Annotated in this window: 18 protein-coding genes and 12 tRNA genes; 23 read left to right on the top strand and 7 right to left on the bottom strand. The window is 66.3% G+C overall.

The window, feature by feature from the left end:
- Window positions 1–132: 132 nt before the first annotated feature.
- On the top strand, window positions 133–876 hold the full coding sequence (locus AC5P7X_RS08795; protein ID WP_065179771.1) for a cysteine hydrolase family protein: 744 nt from the start codon (window positions 133–135) through the stop codon (window positions 874–876).
- A gap of 53 nt (window positions 877–929) precedes the next feature.
- Complete coding sequence (locus AC5P7X_RS08790) at window positions 930–1838, top strand: LysR family transcriptional regulator (protein ID WP_005415465.1); 909 nt, start codon at window positions 930–932, stop codon at window positions 1836–1838.
- 78 nt (window positions 1839–1916) lie between these two features.
- On the opposite strand, the gene AC5P7X_RS08785 is transcribed toward AC5P7X_RS08790, so the two are convergent.
- A complete protein-coding gene (locus AC5P7X_RS08785; protein ID WP_206620839.1) occupies window positions 1917–2675 on the bottom strand; it encodes a Bax inhibitor-1/YccA family protein in 759 nt (252 codons plus the stop codon).
- 180 nt (window positions 2676–2855) lie between these two features.
- Between AC5P7X_RS08785 and AC5P7X_RS08780 the strand changes: the two genes are divergently transcribed.
- The 18 genes from AC5P7X_RS08780 to AC5P7X_RS08695 all read left to right on the top strand — a co-directional run bounded on the left by AC5P7X_RS08780 (window position 2856) and on the right by AC5P7X_RS08695 (window position 12143).
- Window positions 2856–2932 (top strand) — tRNA-Pro (locus AC5P7X_RS08780).
- 39 nt (window positions 2933–2971) lie between these two features.
- Window positions 2972–3048: transfer RNA gene (locus AC5P7X_RS08775), tRNA-Arg, on the top strand.
- Between the two features lie 172 nt (window positions 3049–3220).
- Window positions 3221–3297 (top strand) — tRNA-His (locus AC5P7X_RS08770).
- Between the two features lie 79 nt (window positions 3298–3376).
- Window positions 3377–3452, top strand: a tRNA-Lys gene (locus AC5P7X_RS08765).
- A 198-nt stretch (window positions 3453–3650) separates the two neighbouring features.
- Window positions 3651–3726, top strand: a tRNA-Lys gene (locus AC5P7X_RS08760).
- Between the two features lie 190 nt (window positions 3727–3916).
- Window positions 3917–4510 (top strand): hypothetical protein, encoded by a 594-nt coding sequence (locus AC5P7X_RS08755; protein ID WP_495214737.1) that lies wholly within the window; start codon window positions 3917–3919, stop codon window positions 4508–4510.
- 136 nt (window positions 4511–4646) lie between these two features.
- Window positions 4647–4731 (top strand) — tRNA-Leu (locus tag AC5P7X_RS08750).
- Between the two features lie 189 nt (window positions 4732–4920).
- On the top strand, window positions 4921–6216 hold the full coding sequence (tig, locus tag AC5P7X_RS08745) for a trigger factor (protein ID WP_206620841.1): 1296 nt from the start codon (window positions 4921–4923) through the stop codon (window positions 6214–6216).
- Window positions 6217–6292: 76 nt separating this feature from the next.
- Window positions 6293–6919: an ATP-dependent Clp endopeptidase proteolytic subunit ClpP gene (clpP, locus tag AC5P7X_RS08740; protein ID WP_004146318.1), complete on the top strand. Its 627-nt coding sequence runs from the start codon at window positions 6293–6295 to the stop codon at window positions 6917–6919.
- 126 nt (window positions 6920–7045) lie between these two features.
- Complete coding sequence (clpX, locus tag AC5P7X_RS08735) at window positions 7046–8335, top strand: ATP-dependent Clp protease ATP-binding subunit ClpX (protein WP_053500971.1); 1290 nt, start codon at window positions 7046–7048, stop codon at window positions 8333–8335.
- 143 nt (window positions 8336–8478) lie between these two features.
- Window positions 8479–10929: an endopeptidase La gene (gene lon, locus AC5P7X_RS08730; protein ID WP_005415470.1), complete on the top strand. Its 2451-nt coding sequence runs from the start codon at window positions 8479–8481 to the stop codon at window positions 10927–10929.
- 220 nt (window positions 10930–11149) lie between these two features.
- On the top strand, window positions 11150–11422 hold the full coding sequence (locus AC5P7X_RS08725; protein ID WP_005408270.1) for an HU family DNA-binding protein: 273 nt from the start codon (window positions 11150–11152) through the stop codon (window positions 11420–11422).
- Between the two features lie 11 nt (window positions 11423–11433).
- A tRNA-Val gene (locus AC5P7X_RS08720) sits at window positions 11434–11508 on the top strand.
- A 26-nt stretch (window positions 11509–11534) separates the two neighbouring features.
- Window positions 11535–11611: transfer RNA gene (locus tag AC5P7X_RS08715), tRNA-Asp, on the top strand.
- A gap of 83 nt (window positions 11612–11694) precedes the next feature.
- A tRNA-Asp gene (locus AC5P7X_RS08710) sits at window positions 11695–11771 on the top strand.
- A gap of 81 nt (window positions 11772–11852) precedes the next feature.
- Window positions 11853–11929 (top strand) — tRNA-Asp (locus AC5P7X_RS08705).
- 31 nt (window positions 11930–11960) lie between these two features.
- A tRNA-Asp gene (locus AC5P7X_RS08700) sits at window positions 11961–12037 on the top strand.
- Between the two features lie 29 nt (window positions 12038–12066).
- Window positions 12067–12143 (top strand) — tRNA-Asp (locus AC5P7X_RS08695).
- A 95-nt stretch (window positions 12144–12238) separates the two neighbouring features.
- Here the strand turns inward: AC5P7X_RS08695 and AC5P7X_RS08690 are convergent.
- The 4 genes from AC5P7X_RS08690 to AC5P7X_RS08675 are packed head-to-tail and all read right to left on the bottom strand — an operon-like array spanning window position 12239 to window position 16182.
- The gene (locus tag AC5P7X_RS08690; RefSeq protein ID WP_005415471.1) at window positions 12239–13474 is read right to left on the bottom strand and encodes a glycosyltransferase; all 1236 of its coding nucleotides are present in this window, start codon (window positions 13472–13474) and stop codon (window positions 12239–12241) included.
- Complete coding sequence (locus AC5P7X_RS08685) at window positions 13471–14076, bottom strand: hypothetical protein (RefSeq protein ID WP_141750772.1); 606 nt, start codon at window positions 14074–14076, stop codon at window positions 13471–13473. Before AC5P7X_RS08685 ends, AC5P7X_RS08690 begins: the two co-directional genes overlap by 4 nt.
- Window positions 14054–15214: a glycosyltransferase gene (locus AC5P7X_RS08680; RefSeq protein ID WP_428986916.1), complete on the bottom strand. Its 1161-nt coding sequence runs from the start codon at window positions 15212–15214 to the stop codon at window positions 14054–14056. Before AC5P7X_RS08680 ends, AC5P7X_RS08685 begins: the two co-directional genes overlap by 23 nt.
- Window positions 15215–15225: 11 nt before the next feature.
- Window positions 15226–16182: an NAD-dependent epimerase/dehydratase family protein gene (locus tag AC5P7X_RS08675; RefSeq protein ID WP_346607564.1), complete on the bottom strand. Its 957-nt coding sequence runs from the start codon at window positions 16180–16182 to the stop codon at window positions 15226–15228.
- A 226-nt stretch (window positions 16183–16408) separates the two neighbouring features.
- On the opposite strand from AC5P7X_RS08675, the gene AC5P7X_RS08670 reads away from it, so the two are divergent.
- On the top strand, window positions 16409–18364 hold the full coding sequence (locus AC5P7X_RS08670) for a peptidyl-prolyl cis-trans isomerase (RefSeq protein ID WP_053500849.1): 1956 nt from the start codon (window positions 16409–16411) through the stop codon (window positions 18362–18364).
- A gap of 181 nt (window positions 18365–18545) precedes the next feature.
- On the opposite strand, the gene AC5P7X_RS08665 is transcribed toward AC5P7X_RS08670, so the two are convergent.
- Both AC5P7X_RS08665 and gloB read right to left on the bottom strand, forming a co-directional pair.
- The gene (locus tag AC5P7X_RS08665; protein ID WP_495214736.1) at window positions 18546–19748 is read right to left on the bottom strand and encodes a lytic transglycosylase domain-containing protein; all 1203 of its coding nucleotides are present in this window, start codon (window positions 19746–19748) and stop codon (window positions 18546–18548) included.
- Window positions 19745–20509: a hydroxyacylglutathione hydrolase gene (gloB, locus tag AC5P7X_RS08660; RefSeq protein ID WP_495214735.1), complete on the bottom strand. Its 765-nt coding sequence runs from the start codon at window positions 20507–20509 to the stop codon at window positions 19745–19747. The genes AC5P7X_RS08665 and gloB overlap by 4 nt, the downstream gene beginning before the upstream one ends.
- 11 nt (window positions 20510–20520) lie before the next feature.
- Between gloB and AC5P7X_RS08655 the strand changes: the two genes are divergently transcribed.
- Together AC5P7X_RS08655 and rnhA are read left to right on the top strand one after the other, a co-directional pair.
- Window positions 20521–21165, top strand: a complete 645-nt coding sequence (locus AC5P7X_RS08655) for a methyltransferase domain-containing protein (protein ID WP_065185797.1) — start codon at window positions 20521–20523, stop codon at window positions 21163–21165.
- A 12-nt stretch (window positions 21166–21177) separates the two neighbouring features.
- Window positions 21178–21630 carry a ribonuclease HI gene (rnhA, locus tag AC5P7X_RS08650; protein ID WP_005408275.1) on the top strand — a complete coding sequence of 151 codons (453 nt, stop codon included), beginning with the start codon at window positions 21178–21180 and terminating at the stop codon, window positions 21628–21630.
- Window position 21631: the final 1 nt, after the last annotated feature.

Here is a 21631-nt window from a genome sequence, read left to right as displayed (position 1 = left end):
GCCACCCATGGGGTGGCTCTACAGGGGATTTTCTGTGCGTATATCGCACAGATCATGTGCCGCTGGGCGGCTGGTTCGTGCGTAATGTGATCGGCATCCTGTGCCCACTTCCCAATGCACCGGAGCTTGAACATGAACCTCACCGCCTTCGGCCTGGCCAGCCTGATCGGCATGACCGCCACCCTCCCGCTTGCTGCTGCCGAGCCGGCCCATCCCACCATCCGCCATATGGCGGGTGCGCCGGTCGCGACCTCGCTGGATGCGGCGAAGACTGCCGTGCTGGTGATCGACTTCCAGAACGAGTACTTCGATGCCAAGGCCGTACCAGGCTTTGCGGGTGGCCGCATGGTCATTCCCGATGGCGAGGCCGCACTGCGCCAGGCCAGGCGGGTAGTCGAATTCGCCGATGCCCACGGCATCCGCGTGATCCATGTCCAGCACGTGCTGCCGGCCGGCGCACCCTTGTTCGCGCAGGGCAGCGTCAATGCCGCCTTCCATCGCGACCTGCAGCCGCGCCAGGGCGAGACCGTGGTGCAGAAGGACAATGTCAGCGTATTCGCCGGCGCGTCCGCCGCGGTGCTCGACCCGATGCTGAAGAACGCCGGCATCGACACCCTGATCGTCACCGGCCTGCAGACCCACGCCTGCGTGGCCGGTGCTGCGCGCGACGCGGCAGCGGCTCCGCGCGGCTACCGGGTGATCGTCTCGTCCGATGCCAGCGCCAGCCGCGATCTGGATCTGGCCGGCGGCCGTCGCATCGGCCATCGCGCGCTGCATGAGGCCTCGCTGGCGCAGATCGAAGACGCCTTCGGCGATGTCATGAGCACCGACGCGATCCTCGCGCTGCCGGTACGCAAGGCCGGTGACGGCGCTTGATAAGCTGGCGGGGCCCGCATGCCGTGGGCCCCGCCACGTGGAGCTGCCCGCCGATGGATCACTTCGCCGCCCTGCGTGCGCTGCGCGCCATCGTTGACGCGGGCAGTTTCACTGCGGCCGCCGAGCGCCTGGGGACCACCCACTCGGCGATGTCGCGGCAACTGCGGCAGCTGGAAGAGCACCTGCAGGTACGCCTGCTCGATCGCAACAGCCGTCGGCTGTCATTGACCGAGGCCGGGCGCGATTACTACCGCGAGGCGGCAACGCTGCTGGACCGCCTGCAGGAGGCGGATGATCGTGCTCGCGCCGGGCAGGCGCAGCCCAGCGGCAGCGTGCGGATCAGCGTGCCGCAGGTGGTGGCCAGCCAGGAGCTGCCCCACTGGCTGCCCTCGTTCCTGCAGCGTTACCCGCAGGTCACGCTGGACCTGTCGGCGGATGATCAGGTGGTGGATGTGGTCGGTGGTGGTTTCGACCTGGCGCTGCGCATTGCAGCTTCATTGCCGGACAGCCAGCTGGTTGCGCGCGAGCTGGCCAGCTGCCCGCGCATCCTGGTCGCCGCACCGGTCTACCTGGCGCGCCATGGCCTGCCACGGCACGCCGTGGATCTGGAGCAGCACACGCTGCTGGGTTTCAGTCCCACGCCGTCAATGCCGCCCTGGCGGTTGCAGGGACCGCGCGGCGCCAGCGTGAGCGTTGAAGCCGGGCAGCGCCTGCGCGTGGATGCCACGCCCGCGCTGTACGCCGCCGCGCTGGCCGGAATGGGCATCAGCCTGTTCACCGCGCTGACCGTGCAGGAGGATCTGCGCGCCGGTCGTCTGATCCGCGTGCTGCCGGCCTGGCATGCCGGCCAGCGGCGCTACTTCGCGTTGTACCCGCATGCACGTGCGCTCGCGCCCAAGGTGCGAGCGCTGGTCGAACACCTTGCGGCGCACTACGCTGCACAGGCTGGCGTGGCTGGCTAGCCGGGAAATGCAGCCACGCGTTACAAAGAGAAAAGGGCGCCCCGAAGGCGCCCTTTGTCGTTCATGGCTCTGCCTGGTTCAGCGCTGCTGGATCTTCGACAGCAGGCGCAGGAACTCCACATACAGCCAGACCAGGGTCACCATCAGGCCGAATGCGCCATACCACTCCATATACTTCGGCGCGCTCTGGGCCACGCCGGTCTCGATGAAATCGAAGTCCAGCACCAGGTTCAGCGCGGCCACGACCACCACGAAGAGGCTGAAGGCAATGCCCAGCCAGCTGGAGTCGTGGATCACCGGCACGTTGATGTTGAAGAAGCCCAGCACGAACGAGGCCAGGTAGAGCAGGGCGATGCCGCCGGTGGCGGCCACCACGCCCATCTTGAAGTTCTCGGTGGCCTTGATCAGGCCGCTGCGGTATGCGAACAGCAGGGCGGCCAGGGTGCCGAAGGTCAGCAGCACCGCCTGGAACACAATGCCCGGGTACTTCATGTTGAACAGGGCCGACACGGCGCCCAGGAACAGGCCTTCGACCAGTGCGTACATCGGCGCGGTGACCGGCGACCATTCCTTCTTGAAGATGGTGATCAGTGCCAGCACCAGGCCGCCGATCGCGCCACCGATGGCGTACAGGCTCGCGCTGCCGGAAATCTGGCCGTACTCGTCGACCGCCTGGCTCCAGGCGAACGCCGCGGTCAGAACGGTCAACAGCAGCAGGATGCCGGTCTTGTTGGCGGTGCCGTTGAGGGTCATGGCCTGGTCGGGGCTGGTCACTACCGAGCCACTGGCGAGGTCGAGGAAGGTCGACTCGGAAAGAGCCGGGTTGCCGCTGCGCATGCGTGTTCTCCGTGCGAATGAAGGTCGGGACGGCCATCCGGCCGATGGGCGTCAGCATAGCCGATGACTGCTTTCGGCGTTGTGGCAGGCCGGGGATCTGTGCATCCTTCGTTGACAGTTCCCAACGCGCTTGGCGACAATGACCAGCTCCCCGGGCCCAACCCGAGGGGATTGCAAGACCGGGGTATAGCGCAGTCTGGTAGCGCGCCTGCTTTGGGAGCAGGATGTCGGGGGTTCGAATCCCTCTACCCCGACCAATCCCACGCCACGTCGGATTGGACACCGTTCCGGTTCGGGCGCCCGTAGCTCAACTGGATAGAGCACCGGCCTTCTAAGCCGGCGGTTACAGGTTCGATTCCTGTCGGGCGCGCCATTGGCGAGCACCGGGATCGCATCGACGGATGTGAAGAAGTGCTTGCAAAAGCGCAAGGACTCCACCAGAATATCGGACTCGCTTCGGCGGACCGCAACTTCGGTGACAGTCCCCAGGCAATGTTCAAGGTTCCGGCGTCAGTGGTATCGGCGATGGAGCGAAAGTTTCAGTGGTGGCTGTAGCTCAGTTGGTTAGAGTACCGGATTGTGATTCCGGTGGTCGGGGGTTCGAATCCCCTCAGCCACCCCACTGATTCAACCGCATCGGCGCAGCCGAAACGGTATTGCAATAAACAGAAAGCACGCTACAATGTGCGTCTGAGTTTCACGGGCCGTTAGCTCAGTTGGTAGAGCAGTTGACTCTTAATCAATAGGTCCAAGGTTCGAATCCTTGACGGCCCACCAAGACAGAAGCCACCTGGTACGCCAGGTGGCTTTTTTCTTATAGGTGTGACTCCCATCGTTCCGATGGATCACGCGTTGCAGAACCCGTTTGGCGTGGATCTGCAGCAGGAGCGGGCCCCGCAGTGCTGGTTTCAACCACGTTGAAAAAAGTGCTTGCACCCACCGAGCGGATCGGGTCATAATTCGCGCCCCGATTTCGGGCTGTTAGCTCAGTTGGTAGAGCAGTTGACTCTTAATCAATAGGTCCAAGGTTCGAATCCTTGACAGCCCACCAGACGAAAGCCACTTGGTTCGCCAAGTGGCTTTTTTCTTGCCTGTTCGCTGGGGGGCATCTGCAGATGCCAGCGGTGCTGGCTGGAGTGGAGCCCCCTTGAGTCAAGGGGGCGCGGCGAAGCCGCGGGGAAGTGGCGGCTGATGAAGTGGGGCCCGCGCTTTGCCGCGCAAAGCGTGGGGCTGCGGCGCGAATGCGCGGCAGCTTCCCACTTGGTTCGCCAAGTGGCTTTTTTCTTGCCTGTTCGCTGGGGGATTTCATCCACGCCTGGCGTGGATCGACTGAAGCAATGCTGAAATCAGCGGCATACACGTCATCAGTGTTTTCAATGCTGTGCGCTGCATCTCACCGCATCGTGTCCTGCATCGCACCCAATGGATCTTCCGCGCCGACGGCGCATGCACGAAGGACGATGTTGATGGCTCATATCAATCGATTGCACCGCACGCTGTGGGTTTCCTTCGCGTTGCTGGCACTGGCGGCCTGCGCGCCCGCCGACGATCCCGCGCAGACCGTCGAACGCGATGCTGGCACGGAGAGCGCTCCTGCACGCCCGGTCGGTGAGGCCATGCAGATGCAGCCGGCTCAGCCGGCAGAGCGGGAGGCCCTGCCCGATGCGGTGGACGTGCAGCGCAATGCGGATGGTTCGGTGGATGTGCGCAAGGCCACACCGGAGTCGGCGGCCCTGCGGCGCACCGGCGACGGGGGCGCGGAGATTCGCGAGGTGGATCCTGCAGCCGGGCAGGGTGCCGATACGGCGTCGGCCAAGGCCAGGCCGCAGCAGTGACCCCCGCCACCCCGGATGAGCTTGCGCTCGCCGGGGTGGTTCAACGCGCGGGCTGCGCACAATTGCCATGTTCAGTTTTGTGCAGGCCTTCCGCTTCCCGTCATCGCCTGCGACAATGAACACCTGCGCCGGCCACGCGAAAGTGGCGGAATTGGTAGACGCCCTGGATTTAGGTTCCAGTGCCGCAAGGCGTGGGGGTTCGAGTCCCCCCTTTCGCACCAGTGCCGGCCTGTCCCCGCCCTGATCGGGCCATCTGCGCCCCCTTGACCGGCACGCGCTGGCAGTGCAAGCCGAATTGGGCGAAACTAAAGGGCTGCGGCAAGCAGGCGCGTCCCAGACGTCGCGTCCTTACAACCGTTTCATCCCAATCATCGAGCCGGGGGCCTGGGCCACCGGTGGCAGGAGTCAACATGCAAGCTTCGATCGAATCCACCGGCAACCTGGAACGCCGCCTGAGCTTCTCGCTGCCGGAAGAGCGTCTGCAGAGCCACATCGTCGGCCGCCTCGGCGAAATCGCCCGTACCACCCGCATCAAGGGTTTCCGCCCGGGCAAGGTGCCGGCCAAGGTGATCGAGCAGCGCTTCGGCGCGCAGGTCCGTGGCGAGGCGCTGGACGGCCTGCTGCGCGAAACCTTCGATGCGGCCGTGCGCGAGCACGACCTGCGCATCGTCGGCAGCCCGCGCATCGACAAGGGCGACGAGGGTGAGTTCTCCTTCGTCGCCACCGTGGAAGTGGTGCCGGACTTCGGCGACATCGACGTCAGCAAGCTGACCGTCGTGCGCCACACCGCCGAGATCACCGACGCCGACATCGACCAGATGATCGAGAACCTGCAGAACCAGCGTCGTACCTGGGCCCCGGTCAGCCGTGGCGCGCAGGACGGTGACCTGGTCGCGGTGGAAACCTGGTCGCAGGCCGGCGAAGAGCGCCTGCCGGCCGAGGGCACCGAGAAGGGTTCGATCGTGCTCGGCCAGGGCATGATGTTCGACACCATCGAGAAGGGCCTGGTCGGCCTGGCCAAGGGCGAAGAGAAGACCCTGGACGTCGAGTTCCCGGCTGACTGGCGCGTGCCGGTGCTGGCCGGCAAGACCGTGCAGGTCACCGTCAAGGTCACCGAGGTCTCCGAGCCGATCGTGCCGGCGGTCGACGAAGCCTTCATCAAGAGCTTCGGCGTGAAGGGCGGCGATGTGGAGCAGTTCCGCAGCGACATCCGCGCCAACCTGGAGCGCGAGCTGAAGGGTGCGTTGATGAACCGCCTGCGCCGCGAAGTGGGCGAGCAGCTGATCGCGGCCTACTCCTCGGTCGAAATGCCGCCGCGCCTGGTCGAAAACGAAGCCCGCGCCATGCTGGCCCAGCAGGTCGAGCAGCTGCGCCGTAACGGCCAGAACGTCGGCGAGATCCCGGCCGATGCCCACGAGGGCTTCAAGGACGCTGCCGCCAAGCGCGTGCTGGTCGGCCTGCTGGTCGGTGAAGTGGCCCGCATCAACGACCTGCGTCTGGAAGCCAAGCGCCTGAATGAAACGATGCGTCTGATCGCTTCGACCTACGAAGAGCCGGAGCAGGTCATTGAGATGTACCGCAACGACCCCCAGTTGATGTCTGGCCTGCAGAACCGTGTGATGGAAGAGCAGGTGATCGACTGGATCGCCGAGCGTGCCCAGCACACCGAAGAGAAGCTGTCGTTCCAGGACGCGATCCGCCAGTAAGCCCGGGCGGATCACCGGATGCCCCGCGCCTTTGCCGGCGCGGGGTTGTTGCCCCCCAAGATAGGTACCTCACGTAATGGACAACCGAACCAAAGCCCTGAACCTGGTTCCGATGGTGGTCGAGCAGACCAGCCGCGGCGAGCGTGCCTACGACATCTATTCGCGCCTGTTGAAGGAGCGCCTGATCTTCCTCGTGGGCCCGATCGACGATCACATGGCCAACGTGGTGGTGGCGCAGTTGCTGTTCCTGGAATCGGAAAACCCGGAAAAGGACATCAACATCTACATCAACTCGCCGGGTGGCGTGGTCACCGCCGGCATGGCGATCTACGACACCATGCAGTACATCAAGCCGAATGTGAGCACCACCTGCATCGGCCAGGCCGCCTCGATGGGCGCCCTGCTGCTGGCCGCGGGCGAAGCCGGCAAGCGCTATGCGCTGCCGAACTCGCGCGTGATGATCCATCAGCCGCTGGGTGGCTACCAGGGCCAGGCCACCGACATCGACATCCACGCGCGCGAGATCCTGACCCTGCGTTCGCGCCTGAACGAGGTGCTGGCCAAGCACACCGGCCAGTCGCTGGAGACGATCGCCCGTGATACCGAGCGCGACAACTTCAAGAGCGCCTTCGAGGCGCAGGCCTACGGTCTGGTCGATCAGGTCCTGGAGCGTCGTCCGGATGAGTCGATCCAGGCCGGCTGACCGGCCTTCACGGGGCCAGGGAGGCCTCGTTCCTGCAGGGTCGGGTGGGACTGGTGTCCCCTCGGCCCTGTGCTATTCTCGAATCGAACCCCCGTTCAGCGGGTGGGGTAACTGGGTAAGCGAAGCATGAGCGAAGACCGCCAAGGTCGTTCCACGGACACCGGCAAGATCCTCTACTGCTCTTTCTGCGGCAAGAGCCAGCATGAAGTGCGCAAGCTGATTGCGGGTCCGAGCGTGTTCATCTGCGATGAGTGCGTGGAGCTGTGCAACGACATCATCCGTGAGGAACTTGAGGAAAAGGCGCAGTCGGCGCGCAGTTCGCTGCCCAAGCCGCGCGAGATCCTCGAGGTCCTCGACCAGTACGTGATCGGCCAGAACCGTGCCAAGCGCACGCTGGCCGTGGCCGTGTACAACCACTACAAGCGCATCGAGAGCCGGCAGAAGAACGACGACGTCGAACTGGCGAAGTCGAACATCCTGCTGGTTGGCCCGACCGGTTCGGGCAAGACGCTGCTGGCCGAGACCCTGGCCCGCCTGCTCAACGTGCCGTTCACCATGGCCGACGCCACCACGCTGACCGAAGCCGGTTACGTGGGCGAGGACGTGGAGAACATCATCCAGAAGCTGCTGCAGAAGTGCGACTACGACGTCGAGAAGGCGCAGCAGGGCATCGTCTACATCGATGAAATCGACAAGATCTCGCGCAAGAGCGAGAACCCGTCGATCACCCGCGACGTGTCCGGCGAAGGCGTGCAGCAGGCCCTGCTGAAGCTGATCGAAGGCACCGTGGCCAGCGTTCCGCCGCAGGGCGGCCGCAAGCACCCGCAGCAGGAATTCCTGCAGGTGGACACCAAGAACATCCTGTTCATCTGCGGCGGCGCGTTCGCTGGGCTGGACAAGGTGATCCAGGCACGTTCCACCGACGTCGGCAGCATCGGCTTCGGCGCCAAGGTGAAGAGCAGCGAGCGCAAGCAGGAAGTGGGCAAGGTGCTGGCGGACGTCGAGCCGGAAGACCTGATCAAGTTCGGCCTGATTCCCGAGTTCGTCGGCCGCCTGCCGGTGGTCGCGACCCTGGAGGAGCTGGACGAGCCGGCCCTGATCAAGATCCTGACCGAGCCGAAGAACGCCATCACCAAGCAGTTCAAGAAGCTGTTCGAGATGGAGAACGTCGAGCTGGAGTTCCGTCCGGACGCTTTGTCGGCCATCGCCAGGAAGGCGCTCAAGCGCAAGACCGGCGCCCGTGGCCTGCGCACCATCGTCGAATCGGTCCTGCTGGACACCATGTATGACCTGCCGTCGCAGGAGAACGTCAGCAAGGTGGTCGTGGACGAATCGGTGATCGAGCACAAGTCCGAGCCGTACCTGATCTACCAGACCCCGGCGGCCCCTGAACAGAAGGCCGCAGGCGCCGAGTGATCCTTCCAGGTTGTTGATTGGAAAGGATTTTAAAGGAATGCCTTGCATCTGAAAGCCGATGGCCCCATAACGGGGCCATCGGCTTTTTTTGTCTCCGGAAGATGCCCTCCCGGAGGCGGTTTTCCCCCTTCCCTGGAGCCCCCATGGCCCGTTCCCCAAGTGAAACCCTCGACCTGCCGGTCCTGCCGCTGCGCGACGTAGTGGTGTTCCCGCACATGGTCATCCCGCTGTTCGTCGGCCGTGACAAGTCCATGCACGCGCTCGAACAGGCAATGGAGGCGGACAAGCGCATCCTGCTGCTGGCGCAGAAGTCGGCCGAGACCGACGACCCGCATGCGGCCGACCTCTACCAGGTCGGCACGCTGGCGCAGGTGCTGCAGCTGCTGAAGCTGCCCGACGGCACCATCAAGGTACTGGTTGAAGGCCTGTCGCGCGTGCAGGTCACCCACGTCGACGAGCGCGACGGCTCGCTGCATGGCCAGGCCGTGGAGATCGACGCCACCGACGAGCGCGAGGCGCGCGAGGTCGAGGCGATTGCCCGCTCGCTGATGTCGCTGTTCGAGCAGTACGTGAAGACCAACCGCAAGCTGCCGCCGGAGCTGCTGCAGACGCTGTCGGGCATCGATGAGCCGGCGCGCCTGGCCGACACCATCGCTGCGCACATCAGCGTGCGCCTGGCGGACAAGCAGCGCCTGCTGGAAACGCTGGCCGTCGGTGACCGCCTGGAGATGCTGGTCGGCCTGGTCGACGGCGAGATCGACGTGCAGCAGATGGAGAAGCGCATCCGCGGCCGCGTGAAGTCGCAGATGGAGAAGAGCCAGCGCGAGTACTACCTCAACGAACAGATGAAGGCCATCCAGAAGGAACTGGGTGACCTGGACGACGCGCCGGGCGAGCTGGAAGAACTGGCCCGCAAGATTGCCGAGGCCGGCATGCCGAAGGCGGTTGAAGCCAAGGCGCGCAACGAACTGAACAAGCTCAAGCAGATGTCGCCGATGTCGGCCGAAGCCGCCGTCGTGCGCAACTACCTGGAGTGGCTGCTGGGCGTGCCGTGGAAGAAGCGCAGCAAGGTGCGCAAGGACCTGAAGGTCGCGCAGGATACGCTCGATGCCGACCACTACGGCCTGGAGAAGGTCAAGGAGCGCATCCTTGAATACCTGGCGGTGCAGTCGCGCGTGAAGCAGATGAAGGGCCCGATCCTGTGCCTGGTCGGGCCGCCGGGCGTGGGCAAGACCTCGCTGGGCCAGTCCATTGCCAAGGCCACCAACCGCAAGTTCGTGCGCATGTCGCTGGGCGGCGTTCGCGACGAGGCCGAAATCCGTGGCCACCGCCGTACCTACGTCGGTTCGATGCCGGGCCGCATCGTGCAGAACCTCAACAAGGTCGGCAGCAAGAACCCGCTGTTCGTGCTCGACGAGATCGACAAGATGTCGATGGACTTCCGTGGCGATCCGTCTTCGGCGCTGCTGGAAGTGCTCGATCCGGAGCAGAACAACGCATTCAACGACCACTACCTGGAAGTGGACCTGGACCTGTCCGAAGTGATGTTCGTGGCGACCTCGAACTCGCTCAACATTCCCGGCCCGCTGCTGGACCGCATGGAAGTGATCCGCATCCCCGGCTACACCGAGGACGAGAAGCTCAACATCGCGACCCGCTACCTGGTGCCGAAGCAGGTCAAGGCCAACGGCCTGCAGCCGGAAGAGCTGGAGATCGGCAGTGATGCCATCCAGGACATCGTGCGCTACTACACGCGTGAATCGGGCGTGCGCAACCTGGAACGCGAGATCGCCAAGATCTGCCGCAAGGTGGTGAAGGAGATCGCGCTGGCTGGCCCGCAGCCGGCAGCGAAGGCGAAGAAGGGCGCGAAGAAGAAGGCGCTGGTGAGCGTGTCCAGCAAGAACCTGGACAAGTACCTGGGCGTGCGTCGCTTCGACTTCGGACGTGCCGAGGAAGAGAACGAGATCGGCCTGGTCACCGGCCTGGCCTGGACCGAGGTCGGCGGCGACCTGCTGCAGATCGAATCGACCCTGGTGCCGGGCAAGGGCCAGCTGATCCTGACCGGCCAGCTCGGCAACGTGATGAAGGAGTCGGCTTCGGCGGCACTGTCGGTGGTGCGTTCGCGCGCCGTGGGCTTTGGCATCGACAGCGACTTCCTGCAGAAGCACGACGTACACCTGCACGTGCCCGATGGCGCCACGCCGAAGGATGGCCCGAGTGCCGGCGCGGCGATGGTCACCTCGCTGGTGTCGATGCTGACCAGGGTGCCGGTGCGCGCCGACGTGGCGATGACCGGCGAGATCACCCTGCGTGGTCGCGTCACTGCCATCGGTGGCCTGAAGGAGAAGCTGCTGGCCGCACTGCGTGGCGGCATCCGCACGGTCATCATCCCGGAAGAGAACCGCAAGGACCTGGCCGACATCCCGGCCAACGTCACCCGCGATCTGAAGATCGTGCCGGTGAAGTACATCGAAGAAGTCCTGGACCTGGCGCTGGAGCGTCCGTTGGCACCGAAGAAGGCGCGCAAGAGTGCGCAGCGTGTCACGGTGCGCAGCAAGGCCAAACCGAGTGGAAACGCGCGCGTCAAGCATTGACGCGCGCTGTCCAATGGCCCGAAACCCGCGTCGTTGCTGGCTTTCCAGCTTGCGTGGGGGTAGGGCCACTGGTATAAAAGCAGCACTCGCGAATGAGTGATCGCAGTCTGGTGATCGCTGGAATTCGGCGAACCGTTTCCACATGGCGGCCGCATGCAGAGCGCGTGCGGTTGCTTCCCTGTCGAATAAGCGGAACCCACCGCCAAAGGAGTTGTAGAGAATGAACAAGACCGAATTGATCGATGCCGTTGCTGAAGCTGCCGACCTGACCAAGGCAGAGTCCAGCCGCGCTGTCGATGCCGTCGTTGCTGCCATCACCAAGGCGCTGAAGGACGGCGATGCGGTCACCCTGGTTGGCTTCGGTACCTTCCAGGTCCGCGACCGTGCTGCCCGCACCGGCCGCAACCCGAAGACCGGCGACACCATCAAGATCGCTGCTTCGAAGAATCCGTCGTTCAAGGCTGGCAAGGCCCTGAAGGATGCTGTAAACTAAGCGGCTCGCTGGGGTGCTTAGCTCAGCGGTAGAGCGTCTCCTTTACACGGAGAGGGTCGGGGGTTCGAAACCCTCAGCACCCACCACAGCACCGCGGTAAAAGTTTGAGTGTGGAGCGGTAGTTCAGCTGGTTAGAATGCTGGCCTGTCACGCCGGAGGTCGCGGGTTCGAGTCCCGTCCGCTCCGCCATTCAACGAGGCCTCCGGCCAAAAAGCTGGAGGCTTTGTTTTCTCCCCGGTCCAGGCCGGCTGAAAGCAAAAAGGTAACAACGCGGAGCGGTAGTTCAGCTGGTTAGAATGCTGGCCTGTCACGCCGGAGGTCGCGGGTTCGAGTCCCGTCCGCTCCGCCAGTTTCAAGGGCTTCCGGGCAACCGGGCGCCTTGTTTCAACCGGCCTCGGCCGGGGGAGACAGAAAGGTTTGCAGCAAACGTGGAGCGGTAGTTCAGCTGGTTAGAATGCTGGCCTGTCACGCCGGAGGTCGCGGGTTCGAGTCCCGTCCGCTCCGCCAAGTTGCAAGCAGGGGTATCTGGAAGTGCTGTGGAGCGGTAGTTCAGCTGGTTAGAATGCTGGCCTGTCACGCCGGAGGTCGCGGGTTCGAGTCCCGTCCGCTCCGCCATCCCGGATCCCAACAAGTTCTGCCCATGTGGAGCGGTAGTTCAGCTGGTTAGAATGCTGGCCTGTCACGCCGGAGGTCGCGGGTTCGAGTCCCGTCCGCTCCGCCAGCAGAGTTTGAAGTGTCAACGAAGATGCCCGTCGGTCCTGGACCTGCGGGCATTTTGCTTTTTCGGGGTCGATCTACGCCGGGCTTGGCCCGGCGCTACCGCAGCGACGCGACGCGGTCGAGCACCGCTTCCACCGCCAGATGCCGCTGCACCGACGCCTGCAGCGCGGCCAGCCCCGGGAACGCATCGGACTGCAGCGCACGCGCGAACAGCGCCGGCAGCTGATCCAGATCGCGCAGCCACAGCCCTGCGCCTGCTTCCTGCAATCGTGCGGCGTGGTCGAATTGGTCGTAATCCAGCGGATGGACCAGCGATGGCACGCCGGCGCGCAGTGCGTGGTACATCACGCCAGCGCCACCGTGGTGCAGCACTCGGTCATAGCGGTGCAGGTGCCGCGCGTAGTCGACGAACGGCAGCCGGTGCAGGTTCGGCAGCGGCTGCAATGCATCGCTTGTTTCATGCTGGTGGCCGTCGCTGACGTGGATCTCCCACTGTGGGTGCATCACCGCCAGCGCCGCCGCCGCCTCGGCCAGGCGCGGCTTGATCCAGTCCTGGTGGGTGCCGGCGGTGACCAGCAGGTGTTGCGCACCATCCACGAACGGCGGCGCCGCATGCACGCTGTGCGGGGTGTGCAGCATCGGCCCGATGAACTGCAGCGCGCGTGGCCAGGTGCGCGGGAATTCCAGCTCCGGTACGCCCAGGGCGAGGATGCACTCATCGGAATACACGCGTTCGCTGCCATCGGCGCGATAGATCGATGGCACGCCCAGCCGCTGCATCGCCGAGCGCTGCCAGGCGTGCACCCCGCGCTTGAACAGCCGGGTCAGCTGCCGACCGCCGGCATGCTGCAGCGCCTGCCAGCCCGTGCGCGCCGGGCCCTGGCCGCCCAGATAGGGCGGCGGGCCGTCTACGCAGTCCAGCACGCAGGGCGAAGGCAGGCTGGTCCACCAGCGGATGCCGAGCTCGGCCGCCAGCAGGCCCGCCGGCGGCAGGGTGAAATCGACGATGGCCAGATCCGGGCGCGCGTGTTGCCAGCGCTGCTGCAGCGCCTGCCGCATCTGCTCCATCAGCCGCAGGGCCTGGGTCAATTGCGCGTGCAGTCGCAGCGGGTTGGCCTTGACCGGCTTGGGCGGGTTGGCGATCTGCCACAGCGCTGCTTCCTGGTCCGCCGACAGCAGCACGCCACCGTTGAGTCCGCTGGCCGAGATCGCCGCCTGTACGCCGGGCGTGCTCAGCACGGTCACCTCATGCTGCTGTTGCAGTTGGCGGGCGATGGCGAGGACCGGGTGCAGATGGCCGCTGTACGGCGGGGCGAGCAGTTCGATCTTCATGCGTGTTCCTGCTGCAGGCGCGCGGCCAGGTCGCGGGCGATGGCCAGCACGTCCGGCTGCTGCAGATAGTCCATGTGGCCGCTGTCGACCCACTGCCGTGCACCCCGCCAGCCCAGGCGCGAGATCCAGTCCTGGCGGCCCACCAGGATCTGCAGGTGGGCGACCGCAGGTGCGCGGCGTGCGACCGGCCCGTAGGCCAGCACGCTGCAGCGCTGCGCCAGGGCGGCAGGCAGGGTGAGGTTGGCCAGCAGCTCCAGCCCGCAGCTGCCAACCAGTAGCAGGGTGTGCGGTGCGGCGTGCAGCAGCTGGACCAGTGCCGGTGCGTGCGCTGCGGCGAAACCGGGCCGGCGCGAGCGCAGGTAATGGCGGCTGTTGTGCCAGCTGGCTGCCAGCAATGCGGCGGGCCGGTGTTCGGGCGTAGCGGCGTCGTAAGGGAAATTGCAGGGATGCAGCACCCGGCCCGGTGCCAGCAGGGCATCGCCGAATGCGCGTTGCAGCGGGCTCAGCGCACAGCGCGCCGGATCGCTCTGGCCGGTGAGGAAGGCCAGTTGCAGTTGCGGTGCGGGCGTGGGCATCGGCTCAGCCACCCTGGAAATCATCATTGGCCCGCACCAGGTAAAGCCGGGTGCGCCAGCGGATGCGCCGTACGCAGGCCGCATGCAGCAGATGCAGGGGCTGCAGCAGTTCGGCCAGCAGCGAGGCCAGCGGACGATGTCGGGCGCGGCCGCCGGCGCGGCGCTGCAGGTGCATCAGCAGGCCTGCACGCAGCATCAGCACCAGTGCGGCAACGAATGTTGGCAGCCCGATGGGCGGTAGTACGGCCAGCACCAGCAACGCCCACAGCAGCATCGGTGGCAGTCCATGCAGCACGCCGATCAACAGGCGCAGGCGCGGCGATTCATCGCGCAGCAGCAGCACCGCAAACAACATCCAGCGGTGCATCTGCTGGCGGTAGCGCTGCAGCGTCGGGACATGGGTCTGCACTTCCACGGGCGCGGTGGACTGGAACAGGCGCGCCCCCTGCCGGCGCAGCGCGCGGGCCAGGGCCAAGTCGTCGGCCAGCATCCGCAGCAGCGGGCTGAACCCGCCCAGGTCACGCAGGCGTTCGCTGCGAAGCGCGTAGCACATGCCGTTGATCGACAGCGGCGGCAGCCACGGCAGCAGGCCGAGGTAGGTCAGCACCGCATTGTTGTTGACGAACTGCGCCATCAGTCGTGCGCCGTGCGCGGCGTCATCGCGGTAGCAGGGCAGGGCGGTGACCAGGTCGACGCCGGCCACGCCCAGTTCATCGACCAGCTGCGCCAGCGCCGCCGCCGACAGGCGCGCATCGTCGTCCAGCACCAGCAGCACCGGCTCGCGCACCTGGGGCAGCACCGCGTCCAGCTTGAAAGTCTTCGGGTTGGACCCTTCCGGTGCAGCCGGATAAACCAGGCAGGTGATCTGGTGGCCGGGGTGTGCCGCGTACAGCGCGTCCGCAGTGGCGCGTCCGATGGCGTCGGCCTCATCCAGCAGCCAGTGGAAATGCGCGCCGGGCAGCGCCTGCAGGTTGTGCCGAAGCACCTGCGCCAGCAGCGGGTCGCCGCCGAGGATGGGCTGCAGGACGGCCACGCCGCGGCCGTCATGGCCGGCGGGCGCCTGCGGTCGGGGCGGACGCTGGCCGAGGATGCGCAGGGCGCCGGCGGCCTTGAGGCCCATCAGCAGCAGGTACAGGGCCGCCAGCAGCAGGCTGGCCAGGGCAATCCCGTTCACGCTCAGGCTGCCCATTGCGCACGCTGCTCGGTGATGAAGCGTTCGATACCGTCCTCGAGCGACACCCGTGGTCGCCCCAGGTCGGCCAGCATGCGCTGCGGATTGAAGGTTTTTGAATAGGCGAAGGCGGCAACGCCGAAGCGGGTGATTGGTGGTTCGCTGCGCAGGCGCAGGGCGCGCCAAGCGGCTTCGATCACGCTGGCCGTGCGCAGGGCCAGCGCGGTCGGCACGCGGCGGCGTGGGGCTGGCAGCTGCAGGGCGGCCAGCAAACGCTGCAGCAGCGCGTGCAGGTCCACCGGGGCGGCATTGGTCAGGTTGTAGGCCGGGCCCAGCTGCGGCGCCTGGGCGGCGCGCAGCAGGTACTCCACCAGCGTGTCGATGTGGATCAGGTCGATCCGTGGCGGGCCACCGGGACTGACCAGCAGCGGCACGCCGCCGCGGCGCGCGGTCGCCAGCAGGCGCGGCAGCAGCACGGTGTCACCGGGGCCGAACACCGCGCGCGGGCGCAGGATGGAGGACGGGCCGCCGTAGCAGGCCAGCAGGCGCTCCGCCTCGGCCTTGCTGCGCGCATATTCATTCAGGAAGACCGGGCCGATCGGGCTGTCCTCGTCAAGATCATGCTGGTGTGCCTCGCGGTAGAAGACGGCGGTGCTGGAGACCAGCAGCAGGCGCGGATGGCCATTGCGTCGGCAGAACTCGATCACCTGGGCGGTGGTGTCCACGTTCTGCTGGCGGAACTGCGCCGGGCTGCCCCACGGGGCAACGCGGGCGGCGGCATGCACCACCACGTTGGGCCGGAACGGCAGCTCGAACGGCTGCGACAGGTCGCGCGCGGCGTAGTTGGGCAGGGGCAGCGGGCGGCGGGCGACACCGAAGGCCTGCACGCCGGGCACCTCGGCAAGGCGGCGCAGCAGGGCGCCCCCCACGAAGCCGGAGGCGCCGGTAACCAGGATGCGCATGGACGGGGTCCTCCTTGTGCCTGTGACGCGCCGCAGCCAGGGCATGCCGCCCGTCTGACCGGCCAGTATGCGCCGGCTGCCGCATCTGCGCCCAGCGCGGGCACGGCCTGGATGCCGCGCATGCGGCGCAGATCCTTGTCCTGCCTGCCTCCGGGCCGTTTTTGGTGCGGGCCGCGAAGCGGGTTACACTGCCGGGCTCGCCAATCAGGCCTTGTGATTCCTCACCATGCTGCAGAAACTCCGCGACAAGACCTCAGGCTGGATCGTCACCGTGATCCTGGGGCTGCTGATGATTCCGTTCCTGTTCGTGATCGACAACAGCTACCTCGGTGGCGTTGGCGCACAGAACGTGGCCAAGGTTTCCGCGCCGCCCACCTGGTGGCGTTCGGCGCCGTCGTGGTGGCCGGTGCGCATGCTGTGGCAGCACCATGAGATCAGCTCGCAGGATTTCCGCACGCGTTTCGAGCAGGAGCGCATGCGTGAGCGCCAGCAGCAGGGCGACAACTTCGACCCGCGCGCGTTCGAGAGCACCGAGAACAAGATGGCCGTGCTCGATCAGCTGATCGACGAACAAGTCGTGCGCCTGGTCGGTGAACAGGCGGGCGTGGTGATCGGCGACGGCGCTGTGCGCGAATACATCGCGACCATGCCGGCGTTCCTCGATTCGAACGGCAAGTTCAACGAGAACAACTACCGGCTGGCATTGGCCGGTGGCAATCCGCCGCGTACCCCGACCCAGTTCCAGGAACTGGTGCGTGAGAGCCTGCAGCAGTCGGTGATCCCATCGGGCCTGCAGAGCTCCGGCTTCGTCACCCAGGCCGAGACCGAGCGCCTGTTGAAGCTGCTGGGCGAAACCCGCGACGTCGAGCTGGCCGCGTTGCCGCCCGTACCGGCCGATACCGCGCCGGTCACCGATGATCAGATCAAGCAGTGGTACGACAGCCACGGCAAGGATTTCCGCCAGGCCGAGAGCGTGTCGCTGGAGTACGTCGAGATCAACGGTGCGAACCTGCCGGCACCGGTCCCGGCCGATGAAGCGACCCTGCGCAAGCGCTATGAAGAGGAAAAGGCAAAGTTCACCTCGCCGGAGCAGCGCCAGGCCTCGCACATCCTGATCACCGGTGACGGCGCCGAAGCCAAGGCGAACAGGATCGCTGCCGAAGCCAAGACGGCCGGTGCCGACTTCGCTGCGCTGGCCAAGGCCAATTCGGAAGATCCGGGCTCCAAGGACCAGGGCGGTGACCTGGGCTGGGTCGAGCGCGGTGCGATGGTCAAGCCGTTCGAGGACGCGCTGTTTGCGGCCAAGGCCGGTGACGTGATCGGCCCGGTCAAGACCGAGTTCGGTTACCACATCATCAAGGTGGCCGCTGTGCGCGGTGGCCAGGGCAAGTCGTTCGAGGAAGTGCGTGACACCCTGGCTGCCGAGCAGCTGAAGGCCGACGGCGAGCGCGGCTTCAACGAACTGGCCGGCCGCCTGGTCGATGCCATCAACAAGAGCCCGAGCGACCTGGCGGCCGCCGCCAAGGAAGTGAACCTGCCGCTGCAGACCCTGGGCCCGATCACCCGCGCGACCGCCAGCGGCATCGCCGCTGACCCGGCCGTGCTGCGTGCCGCCTTCTCCGACGTGCTGGTGCAGGACGGTACCGCCAGTGACCCGATCGCCCTGGGCGGCGCGACCAACCACAGCGTGGTCATCCGTGTGGCTGCACACACCCCGGAACAGGCCCTGCCGCTGGACAAGGCCCGTGACCAGGTGATCGCTGCGATCCGTGCTGATCGCCAGCGCCAGGCCAGCGACAAGGCGGCCGATGCCATCCTGGCCAAGCTGAAGGCGGGCGCCACCCTGCAGTCGCTGGCCGCCAGCGAGAAGCTGCAGCTGAGCCCGATGCCGGGCCTGCCGCGCAGCCAGCCGGTGCCGACCCCGGAAATCAACCGCGCGATCTTCAGTGCGCCGGTGCCGGCTGAAGGCAAGCCGAGCTATGGCAAGGTCGACGTCAATGGCCACGCGCTGCTGTTCGCGGTGAACAAGGTCAATCCGGGCGACATCAAGGAAGTGACTGCAGAGCAGCAGAAGCAGCTGAAGGAACAGCTGAGCCAGATCGACGGCATGGCCGCAGCCAAGGCCTACATCGAAGCGATGCGCAAGAAGTTCATGATCCAGACCACCGAAGCGAACCTGTAAGCCTCGCGGCGGCACCCATGAGAGAGGCCCGGCAATGCCGGGCCTTTTTTTGTGCCTGCCGATGCGTAGCGTCGAGCCATGCTCGACTGCGCCTGCTGGGCGCAGGCATGAAAAAAGCCGAGCATGGGCTCGGCTCTCCAGAAAAAAGGGGCGGGCAGGGCGCGGCGGTGCCGCGCCGGACTCAGTCCTCCACGCGCAGCACGGCGCCCGGCTTCAGCACGCTGCTGCCGCTCAGGCCGTTCAGCGACAGTAGCGCCTTGACCGGCATGCCGTAGCGGCGGGCAATGGTCCAGGCCGACTCGCCATCACGCACGGTGTGGCGGCGGCTGCGCGGACGATCGGCAATCGCGGCGACGGTCTTGGCGACCTGCGGCGTTGGCGAGGCGGCGGCAACAGATACGCTACTGGCCACCAGCGCGGTGGCGGTGTCCGCCACGGTCGCGCTGGCGGCCGAGACCGGCGCCAGCACGCGGGTGGTGCCGGACGAGACGCGCCCACCGCCGGCCAGGGCGGGGTTGAGGCGGACGATCCTGGCCGGGTCCAGGGCGCGCTGTGCGGCCCACTGCTGGACGCTGGTGCCGGCGGGCAGGGTGTGGTCCTTCAGTACGGGCACGGTGCGGTCCAGCGAGGCCATGACCCCTGGCTGGTCTTCCACGTCTTCCAGCACGCAGGCCAGGGCATGCAGCTTCTCGACGTAGGCATGGGTGACCGGCGACAGGCCGGGCAGCGCCGAGGGCTTGGCGTTCTGCGCGTTCATGCCGGCCTTGCGCATCGATTGCAGCACGCGGTACTCGCCGGCGTTGTAGGCCATGGTGGCCAGGCGCCAGTCGCCGCCGAACATGCCGTGCAGGGTCTTCAGGTAGCGCACTGCGGCCTGGGTGGAATCGACCGCCGACAGGCGCCCGTCGTAGCCGTTGGCCATGGGCACGCGGTGATTGCGCGCAGTGGTGGCGATGAACTGCCACAGGCCGGTCGGGCCGCTGCCATTGCGTGCATTGGGCCGGTAACCGCTTTCCACGAACGGAATCAGCGCGAACTCGGTAGGCAGGTTGGCCTTGCGCAGCTCTTCGACCACATAGCCGAACAGCACCAGTGCATCGTCATCCTGGTTGGCCAGGCGCGACGGGGCGTGGGCGAACTGCTTCTGCCAGCGCGGGCTGGTGGCCTCGGCATTGCAGGTGGGCTCGGCCAGGCCGTCGCGGAAGCTGGAGAAGATCTCCTGGCCGTTGCGGACCGACGCGGCCGGCAACGCGGCCGGATCCAGCGGCAGGGCCGCGGCGGCGGTCAGGTTCTGGCCGATGCCAGCGCCCAGCGACTGGGCGCCGGCGGTTCCGGCCAGCCCCAGGACCAGGCCCAGGGCCAGCGGCAGACTTCGGCGCATCATGCGCGGAAGCCGTCTTTCCAGTGCCGGAGACCGGCCATCACGTCGACGTCGTCAACGATGTCACGGCCCAGGTGTGCCGACACCGACGCGCGGATCGGCGCAGTGTGCACACGCAGGAACGGATTGCAGTCGAATTCGCTGGCCAGGGTTACCGGCAGGGTGGAACGGTCATCGCGGCGCATGGCCAAAGCCTCCTCTTGGCGCTGCCGCAAGGCAGCGTTGGCGGGGTCGACATGCCGCGCGAAGACGGCATTTGACACGGTGTACTCATGGGCGCAACAAAGCAGCAGTTGCGCGGGCAAGGCACCCAGCTTGCGCATCGATGCCAGCAGCTGGGACGGCGTACCTTCGAACAGGCGTCCACAGCCCAGGCTGAACAACGAATCTCCGCTGAAAAGATGTTCAGCAGTGTGAAACGCGATGTGGCTGCGGGTATGCCCGGGCACGGATAGTACGTGGAACGCCCGGCCCAGTGCCTGAACGCGTTCACCTTCGCCGACCCGTTCGGTTGCCGTGGGGATGCGCTCCTCGACGGGTGCGATCACCCGGACTCCAGGAAAACGTGCCTGCAGCACCGGCACGCCACCGATGTGGTCATCGTGATGATGGGTGAGCAGGATCGTGTCCACGCGCAGGCCCTGATCGGCGAGCGCAAGCACCGGCGCGGCATCGCCGGGATCGACGACCACGGCGTTACCGTCGTCGTCGATCAAGGTCCAGATGTAGTTGTCCGCAAATGCGGGCAGGGCAGTCAGTCGCATAGAATTGGACCATGCCCGCGCTGCAGAGCACCCGTCAAGCGAGCCAGACCCCGTGGTTCGACAGCGAACCGGCGGAAGCCCTGCGCGTTCTGGAGCGGCAACTGCTGCTGCCGCAGCTGTCGTTGCTGCCGGTGCAGCCCTGGCTGTGGATCGCGCCGAGTGCCGCATGGCTGGACGATGCGCAGCTTGGCGGGCGCGGCCTGCGCCTGTACCGGCAGGGGCACGGCTATGCCGGCGACACCCGCTGTGCGTTGCCGCTGCCGCTGGCCAATGAAAGCGTCAATGCGGTCGTGTTGCAGCATGTCACCGCAGCTGACGCTGATCGGTTGCTCGATGAGTGCGAGCGCGTGCTGATGCCGGGCGGTCATCTGTGGCTGAGCAGCCTCAACCCGTTCAGCCCTTACCGCACGCACTGGCGCCAGCACGGGCTGGTGGTGCGCACGCCGCAGCGGATCCGCCTGCTGCTCGGCCGCCACGGGCTGGAGTGCGACGATATGCGTTTCCTCGGCCCGCTCTGGCGCGGCGCCGGCAGCCGTCGCCCGGGCGGTTGGTCGCCACTGCGCGCGGCCTGCCTGTTCCATGCTGAAAAGCGAACGCTGGCCCTGCCCGGGCCGAAACCGTTGCCGGTGCGTTGGCACGGTACCGTTGCTACCTGATCTGGAGTTGTATTGAAAACCATTGAAATCCACACCGACGGCTCCTGCCTTGGCAATCCTGGCCCCGGCGGCTGGGCTGCACTGCTGCGCTACAAGGGCCACGAGCGTGAACTGAGCGGCGGCGAAGCGCACACCACCAACAACCGGATGGAGCTGATGGCGGCCATTTCCGGCCTGGAAACGCTGACCGAGCCGTGCAACATCGTGCTCTATACCGATTCGCAGTACGTGCGGCAGGGCCTGACCCAATGGATGCCCGGCTGGATCCGCAAGAACTGGAAGACCGCCGGCGGCGACCCGGTGAAGAACCGCGAGCTGTGGGAGCGCCTGCATGCGGCGACGCTGCGGCACCAGATCGATTGGCGCTGGGTGAAGGGCCACTCCGGTGACCCGGACAACGAGCGGGTGGATACCCTGGCGCGCAACGCGGCCATCCAGATCCGTGACGCCAGCCCGGTAAACTGAG

It is taken from the genome of Stenotrophomonas sp. YJH_SMC_53 (genome assembly GCF_059369995.1).
Note: the sequence above shows the minus strand (reverse complement) of the source record. Positions and strands in the feature narration are given on the sequence as shown.